The following is an 8,382-nucleotide window of genomic DNA, read 5'->3' as shown; positions in this document are numbered from 1 at the left end:
CGCTACTTCCCCAACAACCGCGCCACCAACCCCGGCGGCGCACCCTTCAACACCTACCAAACCACCGGATCCGGCTGGAACACCGCCAACCGCATCATCACCAACACCACCGAACAACCCACACTCGGCGAATCGAGCCGGCGATGAACAACGTGTGGAACCGGCGGCGGATCCTGCAGGGCGCGGCGGTACTGGGCGGGGCGGCGCTGCTCCCCGCCGGGACCGGGTCCCTTTCCCCGGCGGTGGCGGCGGGCCAGGACCGGGAACAGAGCCAGACACACATGGTGCCCGGCGGAAACGGGATCATCTACAGTCTGCAGGCGGACGGTCGCCTCAAATGGTTCCGCCACCTCGGCTGGCAGGACGGCAGCACGCGCTGGGCGAACGAGGCCGGCCGGGAGATCGGCGCGGGCTGGCAGATCCACACCAGCCTGCTGGCCGACGAAACCGGGCAGCTGTTCGGTCTGTGCGGTGACGGCAGCCTGTGGTGGCACCGCTGGGTGCTGACCGATCCGGCCACCGGGGCGGGGTACTGGGCGGCGAACACCAACGCCGTGATCCACCGCGGTTTCGGTGGTTTCAGCTCCGTGTTCGGCGGCTGGAACGGCGTCATCTACGCCGTCGACCCGAACGGTGACCTGTACTGGTTCCGGTACCTCGCGGGCGACGGCACCAACGGCCCCGGCGCGTGGGCCAACGGGGGACAGGGTTCCCTCATCGCCACCGGGCGCCGCGACTACGACCTGAACATGGCGGACCGGGACGGCGTCATCTACGGGGTACGGCACGGCGCCACCCTCGACTGGTTCCGCTATCTCGCCGGCGACGGGAGCAACGGGCCGGGCGCGTGGGCCAACGGCGGCCGTCCCATCGGCATCGGCAGCGGCTGGGAGTGGGGGTCCACAGTGGAGCGTTTCGCCGACGCCGGCACGTTCTACTGTGTGTGGGTGGACCGCTCGGACCCGGTCGGCGCCGACCACGAGCTGCACTGGTACCGGCTGCGGAACTGGCGCACGGTGGACTCCACCGTGGGTCCGGAGTGGACCGCCGACGCGGGACGTCTGGTCGGCACCGGGTTCACCGTGACGAGGACGGCGAACCTGCAGGGGTACGCCGACCGCTGGTCGGCCCGGCCCGGGGACAAGGTGGACGTGGCCGTGTCCGCGTCGACGGACACCTACCAGGCGACCCTGCTGCGGCTGGAGGGCCCGCTCCCGGGCACCGTCGTGCTCCCCGCCTCCTCGCACGCCGGGGGCCTGCAACAGCTCCAGCCGAACTACCGGTCGGCGGGCTGTGGCTGGCGCCCCAGTTTCTCGCTGACGGTCCCGGCCGGGGCGAGGTCCGGGTTCCACGTCGTGCAGCTCACCGGGCCGCACGGTATGCACCGCTACGTCCCGCTGGTGATCCGGCCCGTCAAACCGGTCGAGAAGGTGGCCCTGCTGCTGCCGTTCCTGACGCACAACGCCTACAACCACTGGGGCGGGCACTTCCAGTACAGCTGGGACGATCATCCCCGTCGCCGGACCATCACCACCCGCAGGCCGTTCGCGAACGCCTACATCGAGGGGCCGGGGCACATGGACGTCCGCTTCTACGGGGACCTGCTCCTCCTGCGGTGGCTGGCGCGCAACGAAATCGCCTACGACTGCTACCAGGACCTCGATCTGCACTCCGCGGACGCCTGGCTGAACGACTACCGCCTGCTGATCCTGGCGTCGCACCCGGAGTACTGGACACCGACCATGCGCGCCAGGGTGGAGGCCTACCTCGCCAACGGCGGGAAGGTCGTGTACACCGGCGGAAACGGGATGTACGAACGGGTGGACCTCAGCGCCGACGGCACGGCGGTGCTGCACCGCGACACCTCCGGCAACCGGTGGCTGTGGCGTGACCAGGGACGGCCGGAGTCGTCCGTGTTCGGGGTGGCCTACAACGGCGCCTCGTTCATGGAGTTCGCGCCCTACCAGGTCGACAACGACCACCCGTTCCTGGCGGGCACGGGGCTGAAACCCGGGGACACGTTCGGCCACACCGGGTACAACTTCGCCGCCAGCGGCTGGGAGGTCGACTCGATGGACGGCGCGGGGCCGCTGCAGCCCGGCGTGCGCCGCATCGCCCACGGTACCCAGAACAACGGCTCCGAGATGGTGTTCTGGGACAAGGGCAACGGGGGCTGGGTGTTCAGCGTCGGTTCGCTGTGCTTCAACGGAGCGCTGGCCTACGATCCCGCGATGTCCCGCCTGTTGCGGAACGCGGTCCTTTCGGCGCTGTGAAGCGACGGGGCCGCGGGTGGTGCCCGCGGCCCCGTTCCCCAAGGCACCCCACGGATTCCTGTTCGCCGATCGAATCCGATCCTCGGCAAAGACCACCGTGCCCGGGAATTTGGCAGTTCCCGCGCGACCGAACGGAGGTTGTGCCCGCCGGGGCCGCCGCCAGACTGGAGGGGGTTTCCCTGGTTGGGCCGCGGGCTTTCGGAGGAAGCGAAGGAGGACGGGATGAGACCTGACCGGAAGGTGGCCGCCGCGCTGGCGGCCGTCGTGGTACTGGCGGTGTCGTTGACCGGTTCGGCGTCCATGGCCAGCGATCTGGGCGGGCCGGTGCCCTCCGCGCCGGCGTGCTCACCGGGCACCACGGTGGCGACCGACGACGGCCCGGTGTGCGGCGTCGCGGGCGGTGAAGTCATCTCGTGGCAGGGGATCCGCTACGGCGCGCCGCCGGTCGGGGACCTGCGCTGGGAGGCACCGCGACGGCCCGCGCCGTGGACCGAGCCGTTCGCCGCGACCACGGAGGGCACCCAGTGCCCGCAACCGCCCGGCGCCGGTCCGGGCTCGGAGGACGAGGACTGCCTCAACCTGACCGTCCGCGTTCCCGCCAAGGCGGGGCCGGGGCCGCTCGCGGTGATGGTGCAGATCCACGGCGGCGGGTTCCTGTTGTGGAAGCCGCAGGACGCGAGCCGCCTGGTGACGGCGGGCAACGTCATCAGCGTCGAGGTCAACTACCGGCTCGGGATCTTCGGTTTCCTGGCCCACGAGGCGTTCGGCAAGCACGCCGGCAACTACGGGCTGCAGGACCAGCAGGCCGCGTTGCGCTGGGTACAGCGCAACATCGCGCGGTTCGGCGGGGATCCGCACAACGTCACGATCTACGGCGATTCCGCGGGCGGGTCGAGCGTCTGCGCCCACACCGCTTCGCCGGCTTCGGCGGGGCTGTTCCAGCGCGGTATCAGTGAAAGCGGGGAGTACAACTCGCTGCTCGGCGTGGACACCGTGTGGCAGACACAGGACTGCAAGGCGAAACTGCCGACCGAGGGCCAGGCCCAGCGGACCGGGGCGCGGTTCGCCACGGCCGTCGGCTGCGGCGTCGTGGCCGAAGCCGCCGCGTGCCTGCGCGGGGCGCCGGCGCGGGTCCTGCTCAAGCAGGCGAACCACGGGAGGGAACCGGACAACGGCACGGTCGCGCCGATCGTGGACGGAACGACCCTGCCGATGTCGCCGGCGGAGGCCTTCGCCACCGGGCACGTCAACCACGTGGCACTGATGCACGGCGTGGACCGCGACGAGACCCAGCTGCCCTCCGCCACCACCCCGGCCGACTACGACCGGCTCGTACAGCAGCAGTACGGCGAACACGCGCCGGTGGTGCGCGGGACGTATCCGCTGACCCGGTTCCCCGCACCCGCCCCGTTCCTCGCCTACCGCACCGTCGTGGCCGACTCCAACTCGGTCTGTCCCGCCCTGCTCAACGACGCGCGGCTGGCCCGCCACATCCCGGTCTTCGCCTACCAGGTGGACGACACGGACGTGCCACCGCAGTTCTTCGTGGACGCCACCAAACCGAACGGCGCCTACCACATCGCCGAATGGCTGCTGTTGTTCCCGAACGGCGTCAAGCTCACGCCCAACCAGCAGGTGCTGTCCGACCAGCTCGTCGCGCAGTGGACGGGATTCGCCCGCACCGGTGACCCCACCGTGGACGGCACACCCCGGTGGGAGCCCTACACCCGGGACAACCCCGTCGTCATGTCGCTCAACGCCGCGGGGGACAGCCAGCTCACCACCGAGATCCCGCGCCAGCACCACTGCGAGTTCTGGGACACCCTGACCCCGTTCGACCGGCACCGGTAAACCGGTGGACGGGCGTGCGCCGCGCCGTTACCGTTTCGGGGGACCGTGACTCGACACCGGGAGGTGAGCTCCATGAACGCTGTTTCGATGTGGGTGCTCCCCTCGTCGTCACGGTCGGACGACTGACGAAGGGGTCGCCGGGAGCGCCTCGACCAGGCACTCCCGAAAGGTGACCCCCATGATTCCCTGGCGACGTATCCGGCCCGGCGGACGGGACTTCCCCGGCGCCCGGCGGGCGCACAGCGTTCCGGAACCGGTGCGCCATGGCCGGTAAGGGCGGTATCGAAGTCGAAGGAACCGTGCTCGAGTGTCTGCGCGACGCCCGGTTCACGGTCGAGCTGCCGAACGGGCACCACGTGCTCGCCCACATCAGCGGCAAGATCAGGAAGAACTTCATCAGGATCATGCCCTACGACCGGGTTCTGGTGGAGCTGAGCCCGTACGACCTGAGCCGGGGCCGGATCCTGTTCCGGTACCGCACCTAGTGTTGCCGGCAAAGGGTTTCGGTCGATGCGGGTCCCCGGGCCCGCTACGCACCGTCTCCGGCGGACAAGCGACCTAGTCGGGTATGGCCGGCAACGGGCCGTCGCGGCGGCCTGTTGCCGGCCGGCGCGACGGAACTCCCGGCCGCGCGGCGTGCGATAGGTTGCGCGCCATGACCGACCTCGCCCCGCACTGGCCACCCGCCCCGATCGGGACCGAACGGCTCGTGCTCCGCGAGTCCGAGGCACGGGACCGCGCGGCCTGCGTCGAGCTGTTCGCCTCGCCGGAGGTCGGCACCCACATCGGCGGCGCCCGGCCGCGTGCCGAACTCGAACGCACGGTGCCCGAGGTGCCCGGGCGGCGACCCGGGTTCTTCGTGGTCGATCTCGGCGGAGCGATGATCGGCATGATCACCCTCGACCGGCGTGCCGCGGAACGTCCCGGGCACGTTCGCCCGGAAGCCGGGGAAACCGAACTCGGCTACCTGTTCCTGCCGGAGGCGTGGGGACACGGGTACGCCGCCGAAGCGTGCGTGGCGGCACTCGGCTGGTTCGCCCGCGCCCTCCCCGGCGAGCCGGTGGTGCTCAGCACACAGGCCGCCAACGGCCGCGCGAGGCGCCTCGCGACGAGGCTCGGATTCACCGAGGTGGAACGGTTCGAGGAGCACGGCGCCGAGCAGTGGTTCGGGGTGTGGGGCCCGGCCGCCCCGGCATGACACACCGGGCGAGGCGGTGGACGCCCGCCCGGTCTCCGCGGGAGGAACGCCGACACGACCCGGTGGCGGGTGATATCGGGGATATCACCCGCCACCGGGCCTTCGTCATTCCCTCGAGGCCAGCTCGGTGAGGGTCAGGGAGAGCTCGCCCAGCGCCGCGGCGCGGCTCTGGTCGCTTTCCCCGATGTCCGGTGTCCCCAGCAGCTCCGCCCGGTAGGCGTCGGCCGCGCGCACGAGGGCGCTCGCTATCCGGTGACGCTGCCGGTCGCTGTCCATCATCTCGAAGAACAACCCGTCCAGGGCTTCCCCCTGGGCGAGCACGTACCGGTCGGTGTCGGACAACCCCTGGCCCGCCCTGGCGAACAGTTCGCGGATCGTCTGTTTCCGGAATCGCTGGGTTTCATGTCCGGGTACCGAGATGATCGCCATGTCAGAAACCTATCCGGATGATCTTCGCGAGCTGCTCGGGCGGTAACGTGCCCAGGAAGTCGCTCACTTCCTTGCGCTGTACCGCCGAGAACTCGGTGAGATCGACGACGGTGTAGTCCATGCTCTTGTTCAGGTGCCCGCGAATGGCCTGGATGAACTGATCCTTGTTCCAGTACGTGGCCGCACGGGGATCACCCATCTGATCATAGGTCTTCCCGGCGCTGTCCACGTATTCGCCGTCGCGTTCGGCCGAACTGGGCCGGAGACCCTTTCCGCTGAACCGGGGGTCGGCGTGCATCCGGTCCAGGGTCTGCTGTTCGCTCGGTGAGAGTGTCCGGTCCTTGCCGAGGTTCTGGATGTCCTTGGCGGCGCCGTTGAGACCGTCCATCGCCATCGCCAGGCCCGCCGCGGTCATCCCGGCACCGGTGACGATTTCGGGGCCACCGGTGAACGCGCATGCGATCAGGCCGCCCAGACCACCGATGATGCCGCCCGGCAGGGCGCCGACACCGGCGAACGGCGCGCCCGCCGCGGCACCGACCGCCGCGCCGCCACCGATCTCCTCCGCACAGGTCGCGACCCCGCCACCGATCACCGCGATCCCGCCGAGCGCGAGCCCGACGCCGCCCGCCACCTCCAGCAGGTGCTGGATCAGCGCCAGCAGCTCACCGGCGTGGTCGCGGACGAAGTCCAGGCTCGCCCCCGCCATCTGGGCGATCAGCGCCAGCAACTGGTCCGCGGCGTCGCGGACCTGCGCCATCTCCGGATGGTCGGCCACCGCGGCCGCGGCCGCGTCACGCAGCTTCTGCACGGAGTCGCGCGTGTCCAGCACCGCCTTGCGGGATCGCTCCTCCTGCTGTTTCAGCACCACCGCGTTCTGCGCCTCGACGGCGTACTGGCTGGCCTCGACCGCCGACTTGTGTGCCGCGACCGCGTCGGCGTACGCGGCGGCGGCCGAAGCCCTGGCGTCGGCCGCGTACCGGTTGGCCTGCGCGGCGGACGCGGCGGCCTGCGCGGCCGAGTTCCGCGCCGCCTGTGCCGCGCCCTGTGCTCTCGCCGCGGCGTCCCGGGCCTGCTTCGCCGACTCGGCGGCCCGCGCCGCGGACGCGCTCGCCTCGTCCGCCGACGCCTTGGCACGGTCGGCGTAGATCTTCGCCTGGTCGGCCGACGCGCGTGCCTGCTGTTCCCAGGCCTTGGCCTCGTCGGCGGCCTGACGCGCGATCGCCGCGTACTGCGCGGCCAGCGCCGCGTTCTGCTTCGCCAGCGCCGCCGCCTGCGCGGCGTCGGCGAGGTAGCCGTTGATCTGCGCGACGTGTTCCGCCGTCTCGGCGTCCCGGTGCGCGGCCTTGAACTGGCCGATCCGCAGGAACTCCTTGACGTAGGACCACGGGCCGGACAGCGCGGCGTTGCCCGCGGCCTTCACCTCCGGACCGCCGCGGTCGATGAGCGACTGGGTGGCGATGCGGTCGTCGCTCTCGGCCGCCCGGTACTGGCCGGTGGCCAGGAACGCGCGGACGTCCTGAGCGGTGCCCGACAGCGCCTGGTTGGCCGCGGTCCTGGTGGCCGGGCCGCCGTTGTTCAGGATCCGCTGCACCGCGACGCGGTCGGCGTCGTCCTTACCCGGGTACGCGCGTGTTCCCAGCCATTCCTTGACCTGCGCGTGAGTCCCGGTCCGGACGGCGGCCCCGGCGTCACGCTGCGCGGTGACCGGGCTGCCCCCGGCGGCGATGGAAAGGCTGAGCCGGTCGTCCTGCTCCAGCGCGGCGGCCAGCCCGGTCCTCGCGAACGTGATGATGTCGGCCGTCGTCCCCGCGAGTGCCGTGGTGGCGGCGGTCTTCACCTGCGGGCCGCCGCTGTGCCACAGCCGGACCGCGGCCTTGCGCGCGTCGGCGACGGCGACGTCCGGCGGGGTCGCGGGATCGAGTGCCGCCGTCAACAGGGTCTGGGCCGCCGACTCGGGTTGCTCGGCGGTGCCCGCGGTCCAGTGCGGATCCTCGGTCCTGTCGAGTTCGGCCTGCCTGGCGTCCAGGGCGTCCCGCGTGGCCTGCGACTGCTGCGCGGCCAGCCGCTCGGCGTCGGTCCTACGGGCCAGGTCGGCGGTGTGCTGGGCCTGGTCCGACGCCGCCTGAGCCGCTTCGGCGGTGGTCTTCGCCTCGTCGGCGGCCTCCTGCGCGCGCCGGGCCGCTCCGGCGGCTTCGCCGGCGTGCTGTGCGGCCTCTTCCGCCGCCGTGGCGGCGTTGTTGGCGTGTACGGCCGCGGCCTGCCGGGCCTGCTCGGCATAGCCGGCCGCCTCATTGGCGATGGCGGTCGCGGACCCGGCGGCACGCCGGGCCTCGTCGGCGTTGCGCTGAGCCCTGGCTGCCGCGGCGCGGGCCTGGCCCGCGCTCGCGCCAGCGCGCTGTGCCCAGTCACCGGCCGCCTGCGACGCGGCGGCGGCGTCGGCGGCGTTCCCGGCCGCGGCCGCGGCGGCGTTGGCGGCCACGATCACCTGGCGAACGGCTTCGACCGCGTGGGTGACGGCCTCGGCCGAGCTCTGCGCGCCCACCGCGGCGTCGCGCGCGAGCCGGGCGGCGTCACGCGCGGCGTCGGCCGTGCCCCGGCCGGTGGCCGCGGCCGCGGCGGCGTTGCGCG

5 protein-coding genes and 1 pseudogene are annotated in these 8,382 nt (G+C 71.9%); 4 read left to right on the top strand and 2 right to left on the bottom strand.

Going from position 1 to position 8,382, the window contains the following annotated elements; all coding sequences use genetic code 11:
• Nucleotides 1-143 precede the first annotated feature (143 nt).
• The 4 genes from ABD987_RS44385 (at nt 144) to ABD987_RS44370 (ending at nt 5,322) form a co-directional block, all read left to right on the top strand.
• A complete protein-coding gene (locus ABD987_RS44385) occupies nt 144-2,273 on the top strand; it encodes a N,N-dimethylformamidase beta subunit family domain-containing protein (RefSeq protein WP_345409059.1) in 2,130 nt (709 codons plus the stop codon).
• Nucleotides 2,274-2,495: 222 nt separating this feature from the next.
• On the top strand, nt 2,496-4,124 hold the full coding sequence (locus ABD987_RS44380; RefSeq protein WP_345409057.1) for a carboxylesterase/lipase family protein: 1,629 nt from the start codon (nt 2,496-2,498) through the stop codon (nt 4,122-4,124).
• A 263-nt stretch (nt 4,125-4,387) separates the two neighbouring features.
• A complete protein-coding gene (gene infA, locus ABD987_RS44375) occupies nt 4,388-4,609 on the top strand; it encodes a translation initiation factor IF-1 (protein WP_345409055.1) in 222 nt (73 codons plus the stop codon).
• A 170-nt stretch (nt 4,610-4,779) separates the two neighbouring features.
• Nucleotides 4,780-5,322 carry a GNAT family N-acetyltransferase gene (locus ABD987_RS44370; protein ID WP_345409053.1) on the top strand — a complete coding sequence of 181 codons (543 nt, stop codon included), beginning with the start codon at nt 4,780-4,782 and terminating at the stop codon, nt 5,320-5,322.
• 105 nt (nt 5,323-5,427) lie between these two features.
• Here the strand turns inward: ABD987_RS44370 and ABD987_RS44365 are convergent, their stop codons facing one another.
• Entirely contained in the window at nt 5,428-5,751 is a 324-nt protein-coding gene (locus tag ABD987_RS44365) for a hypothetical protein (protein WP_345409051.1), read from the bottom strand.
• A 1-nt stretch (nt 5,752) separates the two neighbouring features.
• Nucleotides 5,753-8,382: pseudogene (locus tag ABD987_RS44360) on the bottom strand (hypothetical protein); the annotation flags it as partial.

The organism is Amycolatopsis samaneae, from assembly GCF_039541975.1.
Taxonomy (GTDB): domain Bacteria; phylum Actinomycetota; class Actinomycetes; order Mycobacteriales; family Pseudonocardiaceae; genus Amycolatopsis; species Amycolatopsis samaneae.
The sequence above is the reverse complement of the archived record's forward strand: the minus strand, read 5'-3'. Positions and strand labels throughout refer to the sequence as shown.